Here is a 16,986-nt window from a genome sequence, read left to right as displayed (position 1 = left end):
GGGGTCAGTCGCTAGCACTGGGACACGTGATACCTTCTCGGCCATGCAAGGCCCGGACACGGCCGACGGCCTACCGGAGCTCACCGACTCGGGCTTGCGCCTGGACACCTCGTCGATCACCCGCACGGGTGACAATCTGGCGACGGAGCACGGCCAGCCCAAGACCGACACGAGCATGGACACGATCGTCGCGCGCGGCCTGGCTGATCGGCCGGCCGTGCACCCGGGCGATCGGCTTGGTGAGTTCCGGGTCGAGCACGAGCTCGGGGCTGGCGGCATGGGTCAGGTGTTCGCGGCGCGGCGGATCAGCGGAGCCAACGCTGGCGAGCTGGTCGCGCTCAAGTACCTCGAGCGAACCAGCGCGAGCCTGCTGTATCGATTCAAGCAAGAGTTCCGCGCGCTGGCGGGCGTCGCCCACGAGAACTTGGTCGCGCTCGGCGAGCTGGTCGTGCTGCCGGACTCGGTCAGCTTCTTCACGATGGAGCTGATCGACGGGGTCAGCTTCGACGACTACGTGCGCGGGCGAACGCCAGAAGGCCAGCTGCCCAACCTCGCGCGGCTGCGTCGGGCGGTGAGACAGCTGGTCGCGGGTGTCCGCCACCTGCACCAGCACGGCTGCATTCACCGCGATCTCAAGCCCTCCAACGTCTTGGTCACGACCGAAGGCCGCGTCGTCGTGCTCGACTTTGGGTTGGTCCAGGATCACTCGGAGGCGCAGCCAGACAGCCCAGACGACCAGATCATGGGCACGCCCGCGTACATGAGCCCCGAGCAGGCTGGGCTCGAGCGCGCGGGACCAGCCGCAGACTGGTACGCGGTGGGGGTCATGCTCTACGAGTGCCTGAGCGGGCGGCGGCCGTTTCAGGGCAACCTCACCCACCTGTTGTTCGCCAAGCGCGAGTACGAGCCGCCAGAGATCGACGAGTTCGTCGCCGACATCCCGCCGGACCTCGCCGCGCTGTGCCGCCGGATGCTCGCGCGCATGCCCGAAGACCGACCCAGCGCCCGCGAGATCCTGGCGATCTTGGACGGGCGCACCGACACCGGATCGGGCGTTGGGTGGGGCTCGCTCGAGACCGACGACGACAGCATGGTGCGGGCGCGGGCGCCCTTCGTTGGCCGCACGCGCGAGCTGGCGCTGCTCGACTCGGCGTTTGACCGGGTCAAGGTGGGCGCGGGCGCGGGTCCGGCCATGGTCCACCTGCGCGGGCCCAGCGGCTACGGCAAGTCGGCGCTGGTCCGCGAGTTCTTGGCCCGCGTGCAGGATCGGGAGCAGGCGGTGGTGCTCAAGGGTCGCTGCCTCGAGCGCGAGTCGGTGCCCTACAAGGGCCTCGATCCAGTGATCGACGCGCTCTCGGTCCACCTGCGGCAGATCCCCCGCGAGTCGCTGCTGGCGCTCGAGCCCGCGCACCCGGTCGCGCTCGCGCGGCTGTTTCCGGTGCTCGACGATCTGTGGCGGGCCGATCGCACGCGAACCAGCGGCCTCGACGCCCACGAGCTGCGCGAGCGTGCGTTCGAGTCGCTGCGCGAGCTGTTCACGGGGGTCGCAAAGCGGCGGCCGCTGATCGTGTTCATCGACGACTTTCACTGGGCCAACGTCGACAGCGCGCGACTGCTGAGCTCGTTGCTCGCGCCCCCCGACGCCCCTCCGATGTTGGTCGCGGTGACCTACCGCGACGAGATCGACAGCAACGAGGCGCTGCAAGAGCTGACGAGCGCGACCGCGGTCGACGACCGGGACACCCAGGAGCTGTTCATTGGCCCGCTGGACCCAGAAGAGACCCAAGAGCTGGCCCGCGCGCTCATGGGCGACGACTTCGATCCGGTCACGGCCGAGTTCGTGGCCTCGCGGGCCCAGGGCAACCCCTTCTTCGTCGGCCAGCTGGTTCAGCTGACCCACGGGGGCTCGTCCGACTTCGCGACAGAGGAGCTCGACCAGATCGTCGTACGCCGGATCCTCGAGCTGGACGCGGACAGTCGGCGCTTGCTCGAGGTCGTCGCCGTCGCGGGCGGCCCGGTCGATCGCCGGGTCGCGTTTCGGGCCAGCGAGATCGAAGATCCGATGGCGCTGCTCCCCCGTCTGCGCGAGGCCGAGCTGCTGCTCGCCCGCAGCGGCGAGGGTGGGGCGCCCGGGACCCTCGAGACCGCCCACGCCCGGATCCGCGAGGTCGCGGTTGGCGAGCTCGAGCCCGACGCGCTGCGGAGCGTGCACCGTCGTCTGGCCGACGCGCTCGAGCATTTTGCCTGCGATCCAGAAGCGCTGGCCGAGCACTTCGAGCGGGGCGGTGATCGTGCGCGCGCGGCCAACTACTACGAGCGCGCAGCCGAGCTCGCGGCCAACTCGCTGGCGTTCCTGCGCGCGGTGGCGCTGTTTCGGACAACCTTGGAGTTGCTGCCCGAAGACGCCGATCCCAACCGGGTCGCAGATCTGCGCATGGGCCTGGCGGAACAGCTGATCAACGTGGGCCGGGGGTACGAGGCCGCCCAGCTGTTGCTTGCGCTGGCCGACGAGGCCGACCACCCGCACAACCCGGTCCAGGTCGATCCGGCGCGCGCCCGCGAGTGTCGACGCCTGGCCGCCGATCAGCTGGTCAAGACCGGCCACGTCGACGAAGGCCTCGCGCAGCTCGACACGCTGTTGCGATCGGTCGCGCTGCAGCTCCCGTCTGGCACGGTCGCCTCGGTCTCGGCGCTGGTGTGGGAGCAGGCGCGTGCGCGCGTGCGTGGGTTCGCGTTCGTGCGGCGCGAGGCGTCCGAGGTCGAGCCTGGGTTGCTCGATCAGATCGACACCTGCTTCGCGGTCGTCAACGGTCTGTCCACTCAAGAGACGCTGCTGAGCGCGCTGTTTAACTTTCGCAACCTGCGGCTGTCGCTGCGCGCTGGTGAGCCCTACCGGGTCGCCCGGGCGCTCGCGTACCAATGTGTGATCGACGTCGCGGGCGCCGACTGGCGCCGGGTCGAGCAGCACATGGGGGTGGCGCGCGAGCTCGCGGCCGAGCTTGGCGATCCGCAGCTCGAGGGCTTCATTGATCTGTGTGAAGCCAGCCTGCACTGGTTCGAGCGCCGCTACCCGATCAGCGGCGAGCTGCACACCAAGGTGATCGAGCGGCTCGAGGGCGTGCCCGGGGCCGCGTGGGACCGCCGCACCGCTCAGATCCACCACATGTGGACCCTCGTTTGCCAGGGCCGCCTGCGCGAGTTTTGGGCCCGGGCCAAGGGCACGACCGAGCGCGCCCGCGAGCGCGGCGACATGCAAGAGATGGTCGAGGTGTCGTCATTCATGGCGGTCGCGCTGGTGCTCGCTGGCAAGCCAGCCCAGGCTCGCAGCGTGTTGACGGCGGCCCTCGATCATTGGAAGCCCGGTCGCTACTTGTTTGGCGACGTGTGGGCGTTCTATGGCCAAGTTCGGATTCTGCTCCACGAGGGCGAGCACGAGCAGGCGATCGAGCTGGCCACTCAGACGCTCGCGCAGATGAAGCGCACGTTCCTGTCCGAGCATCTGCTCGCCCGCTACAACGTGATCGAGCTGCTGTGTCGCTGTCACCTGATGGCGGCCGTTCACGAGGGCGGCGGGCCCCATGTTCGTCGCGCGCGGCGCTGGGCCGCGAAGCTGCGCGCCGCAGGCAACCCAACGCTGCACGGGCACGTGGCCGTGATCGAGGCGGGGCTCGCGTCGCTCACGGGCGACGCCGCGGGCGCCCAGACAGCGTGGGCCGAGGCTGCCGATCAATTTCAGGCCCAAGGCATGCGTGGGCAGCTCGCGGCCGTCCGCGCGCGCCAAGCCCAGCTACTTGGTGACACGGGCGAAGGTCCGGCACATGCGGCGCACGCTGCAGGCTACTTCGAGCTCGAGGACATCGAAGATCCCGAGGGCTTCATCCGCTTGGTCGCGCCCGCGCGTACGCTTGCGCGCGAGTGACCCTCGGCGTTACAAGGTTCGTCCCCAGAGTTCGCTGCCCGCAGAGAACCAGTCTACAAGAGCGTCCGCAAGCGGGCGAGAAGCCCTCGCCCGAGCTGAAAACAGTTCGCTGCCCGCAGAGAACCAGTCTACAAAAGCGTCCGCAAGCGGGCGAGAAGCCCTCGCCCGAGCTGAAAACAGTTCGCCCGAGCTGAAAACAGATTGTGAGCCGATGTCAAAGCGATCGTTGCCCCTGTTGTCCATGTCTTTGTGTGTATCGCTCGCGTTCGCGTGTGACACCGGCGACACCCAAAACCCCGACACGGCCGCGCCGGAACCCGTGGAGGACACGGTGACCGAAAAGCCCGCCTCGCCGTGGAGCTACCCGGTCGCCCGCGTGTCGCCGCAGGTCGACGATCTACACGGCGTCGGGATCGCCGATCCCTACCGCTGGCTGGAAGACCTGGACTCCGCGCAGACCCGCGAGTGGGTCGAGGCCGAGAACGCGGTCACGTTTGGCTATCTCGAGACCATCGAAGAGCGCGCCGCGATCCAGGCCAAGCTGGCCAGTCTGTGGAACCACGAGCGCTACGGCACCCCGTGGCAAGAGGGCGACCGGTTCTTCTTCAGCAAGAACGACGGCCTACAAAACCAGTCGGTCTACTACTGGTCCGAGTCGTTCGACGGCGAGCCCAAGCTGCTGCTGGATCCCAACTTGCTCAGCGCCGACGGGACCACCGCGGTCGGCAGCTTGAGCGTCAGCCACGACGGCAAGCTCGCCGCCTACTCGCTGTCCGACGCCGGCTCCGACTGGCAGCGCTGGAAGGTGCGCGACGTCGCAACTGGCAAGGATCGGCCCGATCTGCTCGAGTGGAGCAAGTTCACCGGCATCTCGTGGACCCCAGACAACAAGGGCTTCTTCTATGGGGCCTACGACGCGCCCACCGAAGGCGACGAGTTCGAGCAGGTCAACAAGAACCAAAAGCTCTACTACCACCAGCTCGGCGCCAAGCAGAAGGCCGACAAGCTGGTCTACGCGGATCCCAGCCAGCCCGACTGGCAGTTCGACGGCGACGTCACCGAGGACGGCAAGTGGCTGGTGATCGACGTGTCGGTGGGGACCGACGTCCGCAACATGTTGTACGTCGCCGCGCTCGGCCGCGGGGGCGCGGTCTCGGGCAAGGTCGTCAAGCTGATCAGCGAGCTCACCGCCAGCTACACGTTCATCGGCAACCAGGGCGGGGTGTTCTACTTTTTCACCAACGACAACGCGCCGCGCGGGCGGGTCGTCAAGATCGACGTGGGGGCGCGCATGAAGGCCGCGGCGGCGGCCGGCGACGATGGGGCTGGTCTGCCGGCGCTGGTCCTGGACGAGGTCATTCCCCAGGACCCCCACACGCTGCAGTCGGTCAGCTTCACGGGCGGTCGGCTGTTCGCCAAGTACATGGTCGACGCCAAGAACGAGGTCCGCGTCCACGATCTGGCCGGCAAGCTCGAGCGCACGATCGCGCTGCCCGAGCCGATCGCCACGGTCTACGGGTTTGGCGGCAAACAGGACGCCAAGCAGACCTTCTACGGGCTGATGAGCTTCACCCAGCCCTACGCGGTCTACAGCTACAACGTCGACACGGGGGTGAGCACGCTGTGGCGCGAGCCCAAGCTGGCCTTTGATGCCAGCCGCTACGAGACCGAGCAGGTGTTCTACGCCAGCAAGGACGGGACCAAGATCCCCATGTTCTTGATCCACAAGAAGGGTCAAAAGCCCACGGGGGACTCGCCAACGTATCTGTATGGCTACGGTGGGTTCAACATCTCACTGACGCCGCGGTTCTCGGTCCCGGATCTGATCTGGCTGGAGATGGGTGGCGTGTATGCCCAGCCCAACCTGCGCGGCGGCGGCGAGTACGGCGAGGCATGGCACGACGCCGGGACCAAGCTGACCAAGCAAAACGTGTTCGACGACTTCATCGCGGCGGCGGAGTACTTGATCGACAGCGGCTGGACCCGGCCCGACAAGCTCGCAATTGGCGGGCGCAGCAACGGTGGGCTGCTTGTCGGCGCGGCGATGACCCAGCGGCCCGATCTGTTCGGGGCCGTGCTCGCGGGCGTTGGCGTCATGGACATGCTGCGCTTTCACCTGTTCACGATCGGCTGGGCGTGGACCAGCGACTACGGCAGCGCCGACGACCCCGAGCAGTTCAAGGCGCTGCTCGAGTACTCGCCGTATCACAACCTCGTCGACGGGACGTCGTACCCCGCGACGATGGTCTACACCGCGGATCACGACGATCGGGTCGTGCCCTCGCACAGCTTCAAGTTCGCGGCGCGGCTGCAGGCGGCGCACGCTGGGCCGGCGCCTGTGATGATCCGGATCGAGACCAAGGCCGGGCACGGGGCGGGTAAGCCCACGGCCAAGCAGATCGAAGAGTGGGCCGATCTGTGGGGGTTCTTGAGCGATCAGCTGGACATGACCCTGCCGCCGGAGTTCTAGAGCGGTCCAGGATGGGGGACCGAATTGGGTGGAATTCGGGCTCCGCGGCGTGTCAAAGCCGCGGGTAGGGAGCGATCGCGGCCTCGCGACGCCGAACAACGCACCTGCGCGCGGGCGCCGTGGCCCTGCGACCCGGCGCATGCCCGTTCACTCGAGCGATCGCGGCCTCGCGACGCTGGATCGGGGCTGACCGGACACCCAAGGCGAGCTTGCGACGCTGGATCGGTGGCGACGGCTGGCCCACCGCGCCGCTGTGACGCTGGATCGGCTGGATCGGGCGGCCCATCACGACCTGGAGACGGGGTGGGAGCGATTTGGGGCGCGTCGCAGGCCACCTACGAGCGCGAACTCATGTTCAAGTCCGCCAGATCTGTGCAGGTTGGGTTGCATGGCGCTTCCACGCGAACATGACGGCTACGCCGCGTACACCGACCAACTGGTCTACTTCGTCGCCCGGCTCAGCGCCGATCCCCTGACGGCCCCCCTCGCTCCGCAGGTCGACGAGGTCCTGGCGGCGATCGACAAGTCGTTCGAGACCGTGCGCGACACCAGGCGCGGGCAGAGATCTACGCCCGGGCCCAGCGCGACCATCGAGACACGATCAGCGACGACCAGACCAAGCGGTACAAACGTCGCATCGACGTGGTCCCGAATTGCGGCTTCGTCACCGAGCGCCTGTTCCCCAAGGGGGTGACCCACATGATCGCCCCGCGAGGCCGACCCCAGCTCGAGCGTCTCGAAGGTCTCGCCGCCGCCACCGACGAGGTGCTCGGCTCGCCCCGCCTCGCCGCGCACCACGTCGTCGTGCTCGGCGTCGGACGTCAACCCACGAACGCCCGGAGGGCGCGCTCCCACGTCTCGCCGCCGCCACTCGCCTAGCTCGCCCAGCTCGCCGACAAGTTCAGGCGGTGAGATCGGCTAGCGCTAGCAAAACGCGCCGACGTGGCAGTCCTCGCCCGAGCACCCGCTCACGCACAGGCCCCGCTCGGTCGCGCTGCAAGGGACGCAAGCGGCTTTGCAGGTCGGGCCGATCGCACCCTCGATGTCGCAGTAGGGGACGCAGGTGCCGGGCTCGGTGGTGTGGCCTTCGGGGTTCCAACATCGGCACCGTCGGCGCAGTCGTCGGGCTCGCACCAGGTCCGGCGCATGCGCTATGTTGGTCCAAGCCAAGCTGCAGCGGATCACGTTAACGGCGGAGTGGCAAACTATGGCACGAATCGCTGGGGGCGAACCTGAACTCAGTACGTGCAAATCCAGAGCGCCTCCAACGTATCTTGGGAGTAGTCACCTCCACAAGTGTCGGTGTCGGTGTCATCCGAGCAGGGCGAGAATTGCTGATCGGCACAAGAGTCGAGGTGCGCTCGCTTGCACTCAATGTCCGCTGACATCTCGTCATTGAAGCATTGGATGAGCGCGAGATGCTGTTCGGTCGTGCGCCCCGAACCGGCCAACACGTCTTCGATGCACGCCAGGTCGCTATCCTGCACTGGGTCAGAGCCGGCGAGGCACGCCATCTCGCTCTTGAAAACATCGCCAGAGCCATCGAGGACCTGATGCGGACAGGCACAGCTGACTTCGCGGTTCTCGTTGCGCAACGCTGCTAGTTCCTGAAGCACCTCGTCGAGTGACGTCACCGGAGCGCGGGTGCAGCCGAGACCGCCGACGTATTGGAGAGCTAGAACGAATATAACACCAGCCTGTGGCCAAGCTGGTGTGGTGAGCCGAGTCGGCATCCGATTCTTCGACATCTCAGTTCTCCTCGCAAAAAACGTTGGCCGCGCAAGACCAACCAGGTTTTCCCAGCGGGGCACACTCGGCGGGCCCTTCGCAGCCCGAGAGGTAGAAACCAGGAGAGCGCGGGTCCTTTCCCTTGCTTCCTGTTAGCCCAAACTCCCAACGTGTGGCGTTGTCGAGGTTGGGATACTCGTCGTCAACGGAGAGACCGAGCCCCGCAGCGTCGCCCGAGAACTGATTCATGAAACCTTGTGGGTAGTCGTCGTGAACCAACCCGATCGTATGCCCGATCTCATGCGCCAACGTGGTCCACATGGTCTCGATGTAGGGTTGGTCGGTGACGATCGCTGTGCCTCGGTGCTGCGGGTCTCCATGGGGCAACGTAGCGATCCCTGCCACGGGCGGGCACTGTGGGAACTCCGACATTTTGCAGGCTGTGCGGAGATCCGAGGTCAACAGGACGACCCCATTGACGGGCTCGCCGCTGGCGCCAAGCGCCGCGGCGCTGAGCTCAAAGTCTGCCCAAACTCGCGGGAGCGCCTCCTCGAAGAACAAATTGGCTTGGTCGAACGCCGACAGCTGGTCAGCCTCCGTCGGGCCGTACGGATAGTCTTCCATGCCTGGCGAACATATCGGCGCACCGTAGACAGGCTCACCATCGACGATCTGATAGGGACCGAACTGACACTCGTTGTAAGCCTCCCAGTTATCGAACACCCAGCAGGAGAACGTTCTGAAGCGAATCGGTCGGCCAAGATCGGGCCGCAAGCTGTCGAGCAGTTCGGCCGCGCGGAGTGCCGAGTCTGCGAGCTCGATCTCCCACGTGTCGGGATACTGTGTGCACAGCGAGCCGTGCCCCATCAGCGCGTAGGTTTCACCACTTTCGACCCTCGACCGTGCCTCCGGAAACGCGTCCGCGCGGTAGTCCGCGTGTGGGAGACAGTTCCAATCGCACAGGTCTGCGTGACCATCACCGTCGTTGTCGATGCCGTCGTTGCATTCATCGAGCGGGTCGTCGGGATCGTCGCAGGCGCCGTTTTCACATGCAAAGGGCTCCTGCCCCCGCCGCGCCACGTTCCCCTCGGCGACGCGCACGGTGAGCACGTAGTAGCCGTCGGGCGCGGGCGGATCGAGGGCGAGGCTGTTGTGAGGGCCCGTAGCGATCACGCTGGTCCCGCCGATGTCGGCGCGGATCAGGATCTGCCCATCGGAGGAGGCCAGCAACTCGGCGCGCGAGTCGGAGTCAGTCTGCTCACCTGCGAAGTAGGTGAACAAGGGGACCTTCGCCTCGTGAATTGCTCCGTGCGTGACACTGCGGTGGGTCACGAAGGTTCCTAGCGTCATCTCTTGCAGCACTCGAAAGCGAAGCGAGACCTGATCGATGTTGGTATGACGGCGCACGTTGGCCGAGTCTCGCCACACAGGTATCGTGAGTGCGGGTGCGTCCGGATTTGCAGCCAACGGAGGCTGCCGCAATGCGACCAGGATGGTCGGCGCATCCCACCTCGCCCGGCGCTGCTCGTCGGCAGTTGCAGGTCGGTAGTATCCCTCGTTCGTGGCGATCCAATCGGCGTCTACGATCGGCTTCGGCACTCTCACGTCGTTGGGGTCTGCGCCATCCCTGCTGCCCAAGGGCGTTACGTCGAACGGTTCAACAATTGGTTCGCCATCAGGCCCCGCAGTATCACCGTCGCTGTTGCATGGTCCGATGGGCAGTGGCTCCTCATCATCCGAGCACGCAAACAGGGCTACGACCGCGGTGAGGGCTCGAATTCGAGGCAAACATCGCATCTATTGTGGACAGTACGCGAGCCCGGGAGACCGATCAATACTTTTCTGCGACCAGCTTCCCATTCCTTAGCGACGGCGGGACTCGACGACCTCATCGATGATCAGCCGGGGCGGTTCGAAGCTCCGGTCGAGTTGGCCGCGAACGCGATGAGATACGCCGTCGCATGACCCCGACCAGACCTCCTCCTGGCGGGAGCCAGGGAACGACCACTCTACGAACTCACCACTGTCAGACAGCGCAAATCGGCTTGGCTTCGCGCCGAAGTTCAGACCCTCGAGGATACCGGCGTACTCGATGATCTCCACGGGGAGGTCGGCGGGTACGTTGCCCTCGGCGCTCTCGTCGGAGGGCAGCGGCGGGGAGCACCCCAGCGACACCGCAACCAGTGAAACGGCAAGGGCTGCAGCAGGCACGGACATGGGACGGTCGCGGTCCAACACTGTCCACCATATCGTGGGGCGCGCATCTTGCGTATGTCGAGCAGGCTTCTCGTTTCCTGGAACTCTCGGCCAGACGGTGGTGCTCATGCCCCGCGCGCGCGTGCACCCGCGGCCACGAGCAGCAGCACCAAGGTGATCGTCGCGTGCCCGGCCCATTGATGGATCGGCGCGACGATCGGGCAGTGCAGCACCAACACCAAGTTCGCCAGCGCCCCGGCGCCGAGCAGGGCCAACACCGCCGAACCGCGCCTGCGCAGCGCCGAGCGCTCGAGCAAGTACGCGGCCGCGACCGCGAGCGCCACGAACCCCATGCCAAACGCAAAGCATCCCGCCGCGCGCGGGACCAAGTCCGCGTCAACGCCGATCAGCGACGCCGGGTGATCGTGATGGGCCGGCGGCAGGCTGCACACGATCGCAGGCGCGAGCACGGCGAGTCCGGCGATCAACCCCAGCAACCATCCGCGTAGCGGGCGGCGGTGCAGCGGGCGCAAGGCGACGGCCCCGGCGGCGAGCACCGCCGTCGCCAGGGCGGCGATCGTGCCGAGCAAGCGGGGCAGGGGATGCAGGCCAAGATCCACCCGCCGCAAGCCAAGCAGGATCAGGGCGACCATGGCGAGCGCGACGCCGAGCAGCGCCGCGCTCCGGACCCACGTCGAGCGTTGGCGCAGCCCCTCGACCCAGCCCACGGGCGCGGCGATCCGGCGTTCCACCGCCTCGAACATCGCGTCGAGCTCGTCGGGCCCTGGGGTCGGTTCACGCATCGACGTCACGCTTATGCCTTCGGCTCCTGCACGGTTACCGCCTCGCTGTCGCCAGGCAGCTCGAGATACTCGGGCCCCAGCAGCTCGCGCAGCCGCTTGTACCCCCGGTGGGCCCGGACCTTGACCGCCGTTCGCCGCGCGCCGACGCGCTCGGCGACCTCGGCGAACGAAAACCCCGCGAACCAGTGCAGCACGATGACCTCGCGCTGGGCTTCCGGCAGCTGGGCGAGCGCGCGCCGGATCGGCAGCGCGTGGAGATCCGCGTCGGGTCCGGGGGCCTGGCTGGGCCGGGTGTCATGCCCGCCGGGCCCGGTCGGCTCCGTCAGCAGCTCGGGCCGCCGCCCGCGGTAGCGATGATGATCGCGCATCAAGTTGTAGGCGATCGTGTACAGCCACGGCTGCAGGCGCGAGCCCGCCCGGAAGTCCCGCCGGGCCCGATGCAGGTTCAAGAACGCGGCTTGAACCACGTCTTGGGCGTCGGCGGTCGAGCCGAGGTGGCCCGCCATCACCCGGGTCAAACCCGGCGCGTGACGCTGAAACAGCTCGCGCAACGCCCGGGCATCCCCGCCAACGTAGGCGGTCATCAGGGCCTCGTCGCTGCGATCGTCCGTCACCCTGATCCGGCCCGTTCCTGATTCGCGCTACACGGGCTCGGGGGCGCCCTGGCGCCGGGGCTCGGCCTTGGGGTTGCGCTCGTCGAGCAAGATCACCGGCGCCGAGCTGCCGCGGCCGGGGCTCCAGTACAGCAGCTCGGCCTCGTGCCCGCGGACCCGCAAGAACGTGAACTGAACCCGCTCGCGGGGCATCAACACGTCGTGGGTGAACACCGCCAGCCAGGTCCCGGTGTTGTAGTACCAGGCTCGCCCGCCGCTGGGCCGCTGCAGCGCCCACAGCACCTCGTCGTGGGTGTGGCCAAAGCTGACGATCGGGACGTCGAGCAGGTCCACGATCTTCTGGGCCGCCCGCCGCAGCGGGGACGAACCTGGCCGCGGGCTGCGAAACAGACCCCACCCGATCCCAAAGATCGCAGCGACCAAGAACGCGAAGTCGAGCAGCAAGAACAGCATGGCCTTGACCATGAAGCCGCCCTTGAGCTGGGCGATCGCGTGGAACCCTGCGAACCACAGCCCGAAGGTCAGACCCGCGAGCGCGACGACCACCAACAGCACGCGTAGCGCTTGCCGCGTGAGGGTGCTGATCGCCTCTACGACGCTGGCGCTGCGCTCCTTGAGCGCGTCGATCTGGCGCAGCTTGTCCCCGAGCGCGCCGGCCTCGGGGAGCTCGGCGAGCCGGGTCAGCGCCCGCTCGTGGCCCTCGCGGTAGACCCGGCGCGCTCGCTTTTGACTCTGCGCGATCCTGCGGATCACCTGGGGCCAGAACCGCGCGTGGCTGAGCACCGCCCGGCTGATCAGGTGCGGCGTGTTGGCCAGCAACCACTTGGCGTAGCGCATGTTCGCGCGGGTGCTGGGCACGATGAAGGTGATCGCCCCAAACCCATTGAACAAGTAGCGCTGAAAAAAATTGCCGAGCGGCATGTCGTACTCGGCCTCGTGCACGGCGGGCGGGGCCTCGCCGAGGCTGCCGCGCAGCCAATACTTGAACGCGTTCTCTGGATCGTACTGGCAGCCGTGCTCGAGCCACACGCGCCCAGGCTCGTACCAAAACCACGGTGGAAACCGCAGGCGGGTGGCGGCGTCGTCGACCTCGCGACCGTGGGTGAGCTGCTCGCGGACCCGGCCGAGCACGGCCCGCTCGATCTGCCGACGCACAGCCGGCCACTGGACCTCGATGTCGTGGTTGCCCGGCAAGATCACCACGTCGTGACCGGCGGCGAGCACTCGCGCGAGGCCGTCGACGAAGCCCGGGTGACCGTCGAGCACGTCCGACATGTCCCGCGCGGCCCGATCGGGGGTCATGAACGGGCCAAAGCGCCGCTCCACGAAGGTCGCCTCGGGGGTCTGCGGGGGCCGATCGATGCGCAGCAGATCAAACGCGTCGCCGTTGATGATCAGGCGGATCTGGGCGTTGCGCTTGTGCGCGTCGTCGATCAGCCACTGGCAAAAGCTGCGGAAGTCGTCGTCATAGAAAAACGCTTCGAGCTCGTGATAGCGCCCGGTCTGGGGGTTCTTGCCGCGCCCGAGGTGGAGGTCGCTGACGACGAAGAGATCGTGCATGGTGACGAATTAGCGTGGCGGTGCGACGGCGCGCAGCCAGTCGAGGTACGGCCCGTTGACCGCGTTGGGCTCGATCACGAGGATCTTGGGAACGTCGTAGGGGTGGGCCGCAGCCAACGCCGCGACGGCCTCGTCGGCGCGTGCTTCCGTACACTCCATCAGCAGCAAGACCTCTGCGTCGTCCTGGATCTCGCCGTCCCACCAGTACAGCGAGCGGACGGCCGGGACCAGGTTGGCGCAGCCGATCAGCTTGGCCTGCAGCAGCGCGCGCGCGAGGTCCGGTGCGACCTCGCTCGGCGCGGTGCACAGCAGCAGTCGAAGTCCGGCGTCGGGCATGCGGCGAGAGTCTCGCATCAACCGGGGTCCGCGTGCAGGCCTGCGACACCGGCGGCGGGTCCCTCGAGCGCCTGGGCCCGCTCGAACGCGGCGGCGATCACCGGCGTGTAGCGAACGACGTCGTGTCCGACCCGCTCCACGCGGTCGATGACCCGGGCGTCGGTCAGCATCTCACCCTCGAACGCGGTCGGGCTCGCGGCCGCGTGGAACGGCAGCACGAACCCGTGGCACCACTGAAAGCAGGTCTTGACGGCGGTGATCGACATGTCCCCGGTGCCGCCGCCGGTCGTGGCGACGACCCCGGCGAACTTGCCCGCGAGCTCGCCGTGCAGAAAGTCGAACCAGTTCTTGAGCGCCCCGCTCATGCTGCCGTGGTACTCGGGCGTGCCGATCACGAAGCCGTCCGCCCAGCCCGCGAGCTCGCGGACCCGCGTCACGTCGGGGTTCGCGTCTTGCCCGGCGTCGCCCCAGATCATCACGGGCAGCTGCACGGCCCGCAGCGACAGCTCTCGAACTTCGCCGCCGGCCATGCGCGCTGCGACGGCAGCGAGACCAACTACTTGATCGAGGTATCCGTCTTCGCGACTCGAGCCGCACACGACGAGTATCTTCGGCGCCATGGTCGTGTGTAGAACGCTCCCAGGGCGGCCGCAACGGCTGGGCAGGACCCCCGCCGCGCGCTCGGTGCTGCGCCGACCGCGGTCCCGCCACCTCCGCTCGCTCGCCTCCTGGCCCCCAGGAGGGCCAGGAGGCCCATTGAACAGCTATCGCGGCGCGCTCGAGCGCTGCCGCCTTGTTGTGGATATTGTGAGTTTCTGGCATTGCAGTCGCGTGTCGAGCTCCGAGTCGCCCCGATACCGCGCGATCACGCGGGCCAATGTCGGTCGGCTGCCAGAGTGGGCAGGTCTGCCCAAGGATCTACAGGATGCGATTCGGGTGGTCTCGACGGTGTTGCCGTTCAAGACCAACCACTATGTGGTCAGCGAGCTGATCGATTGGGACCGTGTCCCCGATGACCCGATCTTTCAGATGACCTTCGTCCAGCCCAAGATGCTGGCGCCCGCGGACTATGCGCGGATGGCCGACCTGGTCCACGGCGAGGCTCCGACAGCGCGGATCAAGGCCGCAGCCGACGAAATTCGCCTGCGCCTGAACCCGCACCCCGCTGGGCAGCTGACCCACAACGTCCCGATTTTGGGCGGCCGCAGGCTCTCGGGCATGCAGCACAAGTATCGCAACACCTTGTTGTTCTTCCCCAGCCAGGGCCAGACCTGCCACGCCTACTGCACTTTTTGTTTTCGCTGGGCGCAGTTCGTGGGGCTCACCGACATGAAGTTCGAGGCCCGCGAGACCACTGACGTCACGGCCTATCTGCGGGCGCACCCGGAGATCCGCGACGTGTTGGTGACCGGCGGGGATCCGCTGGTCATGGGCGCGAGCACGCTCGAGCGCTACCTCGAGCCGCTGTTGGCCCCGGAGTTCGAGCAGGTCGACGTGCGGATCGGGACCAAGTCGGTTGCCTATTGGCCGCAGCGCTTCGTCAGCGATCCCGACGCCGACGCGCTGCTGCGGGTGTTCGAGCGGGTGACCGCGAGCGGGCGTCACCTCTCGATCATGGGCCACTACACGCACCCCCGCGAGCTGAGCACGCCGGTCGCTCAACAGGCGATCGCGCGGATCCGCAGCACAGGCGCGCAGATCCGCATGCAGTCGCCGCTGCTTCGCCACATCAACGATGAGCCGCAGACGTGGGCCCAGCTGTGGAGCGCAGGCGTGCGGTTGGGCTGCGTCCCATACTACATGTTCGTCGAGCGAGACACGGGCCCCCGCGGCTACTTTCAGGTCCCGTTGGAGCGCGCGTGGCAGATCTTTCGTGACGCCTATCAGCAGGTCAGCGGCCTCGCGCGGACCGTTCGCGGGCCCTCGATGTCGACCTTTGCGGGCAAGATCGCAATTGATGGCGTCGTCGAGATCGCGGGCGAGCGCGTGTTCGCGCTGTCGTTCTTGCAAGCGCGTGACCCTGCGTGGGTGCGGCGACCGTTCTACGCAGCCTACGATCCGCGAGCGTCGTGGCTCGACGAGCTGCGCCCGGCGTTCGGCGCGGACCAGTTCTTCTTCGAGTCTGCACCCGCACAGCGGCGGGCGGGCGGTCGGCGGCTCGACGTCATCCATTGATTTTGTTAGTGGGTTCGCGCAGGCGTCCCATGCAAGAGTTTCTAGATACTGAGCTGTTTGGCACCGACATCAGCGTGGCGGAGATCGGGTACGTGCTGCTCGCAATCGTCGTTGGCGTCGTGCTGTCGTCGCTGATCAACCTAATCCTGTTGCGAATCTCGAAGCGGGCCGACTCGTCCTCGATCCGCGGCGCGGTCGTGACCTCGCTCGACGGGCCGCTGCGATGGTCGATCATCGTGGCGTCGCTGTGGATCGCCTACGTCATCATCGCGGCCGACAACGCCGAAGGCGTGCTCAGGGCCGAGGCCACCGACGCCGACGCGCGCTTCAATTACGGGCTGTTCTTGGCGTCCGAGATGCCGCTCTTGATGTGGTTCGCAAGCCGCCTGACCGATCGACTGACGGCGCTGTGGGGGACGCAGGCCAAGTCGACGGACGACACCTTCGACGATCAGCTGGTTCCGGTCGTCAAGACGCTCTCCAAGATCTCAATCCTGATCGTCGGGGTGTTGGTGATCGTCCAAAACCTTGGCGGTGAGGTTGGATCAGTGCTGGCGGGGCTCGGGATCGGCGGCGCGGCGATCGCCTTGGCGTCCAAGGACACAATCGCCAACCTGTTCGGCTCGATCGTGATCTTCATCGACCGGCCGTTTCAGATCGGTGACTGGGTCGAGATCGGCGATCAAGAGGGCACCGTAGAGGCCGTGGGTCTGCGGGTCACCCGGATCCGTACATTCGCCAATAGCTTGATCACCGTGCCCAACTCGGCGCTCACGACGACCGCGATCAACAACTGGTCGCGGATGCGCAAGCGTCGGATCAAGCTGACGCTCGGCGTGACCTACAGCGCAACGCCCGAGCAGCTGCAAGAGGGCGTCAAGCAGATCCGCGAGGTGCTCGAGGGCGACACGCGCGTCTCGCAGGACTTCATGCTGGTCAACTTCACCAACTTTGGCGCCAGCAGCCTCGACATCTTCGTCTACGCGTTCACGACCACGACCCGCTGGGACGAGTACATGCAGGTCCGCCAAGAGCTGCTGCTGGAGTTCATGCGCCGGTTTCGGAGCGTGGGGCTGAGCTTCGCGTTCCCCAGCCAGAGCCTGTACGTCGAGAGCCTCCCGCCGGGGGCGCCCGACGCCATGCAACGAGAATTGCCGCACTGATCCGCCCCTCGCGCGGGGTGGG

Annotated in this window: 14 protein-coding genes; 4 read left to right on the top strand and 10 right to left on the bottom strand. The window is 67.1% G+C overall.

All coding sequences use genetic code 11. From position 1 onward, the window contains the following. The first annotated feature begins 43 nt into the window (after nt 1-43). Together DB30_RS31130 and DB30_RS31125 are read left to right on the top strand one after the other, a co-directional pair. A complete protein-coding gene (locus DB30_RS31130; RefSeq protein ID WP_052555870.1) occupies nt 44-3,919 on the top strand; it encodes a serine/threonine-protein kinase in 3,876 nt (1,291 codons plus the stop codon). A gap of 241 nt (nt 3,920-4,160) precedes the next feature. Continuing rightward, nucleotides 4,161-6,389, top strand: a complete 2,229-nt coding sequence (locus DB30_RS31125) for a prolyl oligopeptidase family serine peptidase (RefSeq protein WP_240480366.1) — start codon at nt 4,161-4,163, stop codon at nt 6,387-6,389. A gap of 441 nt (nt 6,390-6,830) precedes the next feature. Here DB30_RS31125 and DB30_RS31120 read toward each other — a convergent pair whose 3' ends face one another. The 10 genes from DB30_RS31120 to DB30_RS31075 all read right to left on the bottom strand — a co-directional run bounded on the left by DB30_RS31120 (nt 6,831) and on the right by DB30_RS31075 (nt 14,246). After that, nucleotides 6,831-7,244 carry a hypothetical protein gene (locus tag DB30_RS31120; RefSeq protein WP_146661397.1) on the bottom strand — a complete coding sequence of 138 codons (414 nt, stop codon included), beginning with the start codon at nt 7,242-7,244 and terminating at the stop codon, nt 6,831-6,833. A 69-nt stretch (nt 7,245-7,313) separates the two neighbouring features. After that, nucleotides 7,314-7,523, bottom strand: coding sequence for a hypothetical protein (locus tag DB30_RS31115; protein ID WP_146661395.1), 210 nt, complete (start codon nt 7,521-7,523; stop codon nt 7,314-7,316). Between the two features lie 104 nt (nt 7,524-7,627). Then, on the bottom strand, nt 7,628-8,023 hold the full coding sequence (locus tag DB30_RS31110; protein WP_146661393.1) for a hypothetical protein: 396 nt from the start codon (nt 8,021-8,023) through the stop codon (nt 7,628-7,630). A gap of 115 nt (nt 8,024-8,138) precedes the next feature. Then, a complete protein-coding gene (locus tag DB30_RS31105; RefSeq protein ID WP_165704034.1) occupies nt 8,139-9,524 on the bottom strand; it encodes a zinc-dependent metalloprotease family protein in 1,386 nt (461 codons plus the stop codon). A 456-nt stretch (nt 9,525-9,980) separates the two neighbouring features. After that, nucleotides 9,981-10,352 carry a hypothetical protein gene (locus tag DB30_RS31100; protein WP_146661388.1) on the bottom strand — a complete coding sequence of 124 codons (372 nt, stop codon included), beginning with the start codon at nt 10,350-10,352 and terminating at the stop codon, nt 9,981-9,983. 86 nt (nt 10,353-10,438) lie between these two features. After that, a complete protein-coding gene (locus DB30_RS31095) occupies nt 10,439-11,116 on the bottom strand; it encodes a DUF1109 family protein (RefSeq protein ID WP_146661386.1) in 678 nt (225 codons plus the stop codon). Between the two features lie 11 nt (nt 11,117-11,127). Then, nucleotides 11,128-11,730: an RNA polymerase sigma factor gene (locus tag DB30_RS31090; RefSeq protein ID WP_240480365.1), complete on the bottom strand. Its 603-nt coding sequence runs from the start codon at nt 11,728-11,730 to the stop codon at nt 11,128-11,130. 27 nt (nt 11,731-11,757) lie between these two features. Continuing rightward, the gene (locus DB30_RS31085; protein ID WP_052555854.1) at nt 11,758-13,290 is read right to left on the bottom strand and encodes a metallophosphoesterase family protein; all 1,533 of its coding nucleotides are present in this window, start codon (nt 13,288-13,290) and stop codon (nt 11,758-11,760) included. 9 nt (nt 13,291-13,299) lie between these two features. After that, nucleotides 13,300-13,626, bottom strand: coding sequence for a divalent-cation tolerance protein CutA (gene cutA, locus DB30_RS31080; RefSeq protein ID WP_052555851.1), 327 nt, complete (start codon nt 13,624-13,626; stop codon nt 13,300-13,302). Nucleotides 13,627-13,643: 17 nt separating this feature from the next. Then, nucleotides 13,644-14,246, bottom strand: coding sequence for an NADPH-dependent FMN reductase (locus tag DB30_RS31075; RefSeq protein WP_146661384.1), 603 nt, complete (start codon nt 14,244-14,246; stop codon nt 13,644-13,646). Between the two features lie 211 nt (nt 14,247-14,457). Here DB30_RS31075 and DB30_RS31070 point away from each other — a divergent pair, with 211 nt between their 5' ends. Together DB30_RS31070 and DB30_RS31065 are read left to right on the top strand one after the other, a co-directional pair. Further along, the gene (locus tag DB30_RS31070; RefSeq protein ID WP_052555845.1) at nt 14,458-15,801 is read left to right on the top strand and encodes a KamA family radical SAM protein; all 1,344 of its coding nucleotides are present in this window, start codon (nt 14,458-14,460) and stop codon (nt 15,799-15,801) included. A 29-nt stretch (nt 15,802-15,830) separates the two neighbouring features. Then, nucleotides 15,831-16,964 carry a mechanosensitive ion channel family protein gene (locus tag DB30_RS31065; RefSeq protein WP_052555842.1) on the top strand — a complete coding sequence of 378 codons (1,134 nt, stop codon included), beginning with the start codon at nt 15,831-15,833 and terminating at the stop codon, nt 16,962-16,964. Nucleotides 16,965-16,986 lie beyond the last annotated feature (22 nt).

Source organism: Enhygromyxa salina, assembly GCF_000737335.2.
GTDB lineage: Bacteria > Myxococcota_A > Polyangia > Nannocystales > Nannocystaceae > Plesiocystis > Plesiocystis salina_C.
Note: the sequence above shows the minus strand (reverse complement) of the source record. Positions and strands in the feature narration are given on the sequence as shown.

What these genes read in the sequence shown, in the direction of transcription:
- DB30_RS31130 (WP_052555870.1), top strand. Translation starts at nt 44, where the DNA reads ATGCAAGGCCCGGACACGGCCGACGGCCTACCGGAGCTCACCGACTCG.
- DB30_RS31095 (WP_146661386.1), bottom strand. Translation starts at nt 11,116, where the DNA reads ATGCGTGAACCGACCCCAGGGCCCGACGAGCTCGACGCGATGTTCGAG.
- DB30_RS31075 (WP_146661384.1), bottom strand. Translation starts at nt 14,246, where the DNA reads ATGGCGCCGAAGATACTCGTCGTGTGCGGCTCGAGTCGCGAAGACGGA.
- DB30_RS31065 (WP_052555842.1), top strand. Translation starts at nt 15,831, where the DNA reads ATGCAAGAGTTTCTAGATACTGAGCTGTTTGGCACCGACATCAGCGTG.
- DB30_RS31085 (WP_052555854.1), bottom strand. Translation starts at nt 13,290, where the DNA reads ATGCACGATCTCTTCGTCGTCAGCGACCTCCACCTCGGGCGCGGCAAG.
- DB30_RS31125 (WP_240480366.1), top strand. Translation starts at nt 4,161, where the DNA reads ATGTCTTTGTGTGTATCGCTCGCGTTCGCGTGTGACACCGGCGACACC.
- cutA (WP_052555851.1), bottom strand. Translation starts at nt 13,626, where the DNA reads ATGCCCGACGCCGGACTTCGACTGCTGCTGTGCACCGCGCCGAGCGAG.